The sequence below is a fragment of the Anaerotignum propionicum genome, assembly GCF_024461735.1.
Lineage (GTDB): Bacteria > Bacillota > Clostridia > Lachnospirales > Anaerotignaceae > Chakrabartyella.
This window is the reverse complement of sequence record NZ_JANGAD010000025.1, coordinates 1-470: the sequence shown is the minus strand read 5'-3', so window position 1 is coordinate 470 and position 470 is coordinate 1. Positions and strand designations below refer to the sequence as shown.

Below are 470 nucleotides of genomic sequence, written 5' to 3'. Positions count from 1 at the left end.
AAGTGTTTTAAATACAAGACGCCAGAGCTATATGGGAGGCCTGATCGGGGATTCACGGAGCAGAGTAAGCAGAGTAGTAAATAGTTACTTCGATCGTGATGTGTCGGGAATAACAACACCGGCGGATCAAGGGAAAACAACAGAAGAAATGAAAAATCAGGGTACATATGTAAATTGGGATTTCGATGGGGCTTGGAGCTTGAAAGATGGAGAGTATCCTAAACTACGAAGTGTGGAAGATACAGCCGGGTTAGAATTAAGTGGTGAAGGAACGGAAGTAAATCCATACATCATAGAAACGAAAGAGCAATTGGATTCTATACGTAAAGATATAACGGCATGTTATAAACTAGGCAGTGATATTGATTTAAATAACGAAACATGGATGTCTATTTCTCAATTTTCAGGAACGCTGGATGGAGATGGATATGTGATTAGAAATTTGGATACAAAAGGCACAGGAAGTTTCT

General features: G+C 39.6%; 1 protein-coding gene. It reads left to right on the top strand.

Features of this window, described 5'->3' with window-relative positions:
* A partial coding sequence (locus tag NE558_RS14250; RefSeq protein ID WP_330643506.1) for a hypothetical protein occupies positions 1-470 on the top strand: 470 nt, incomplete at both ends.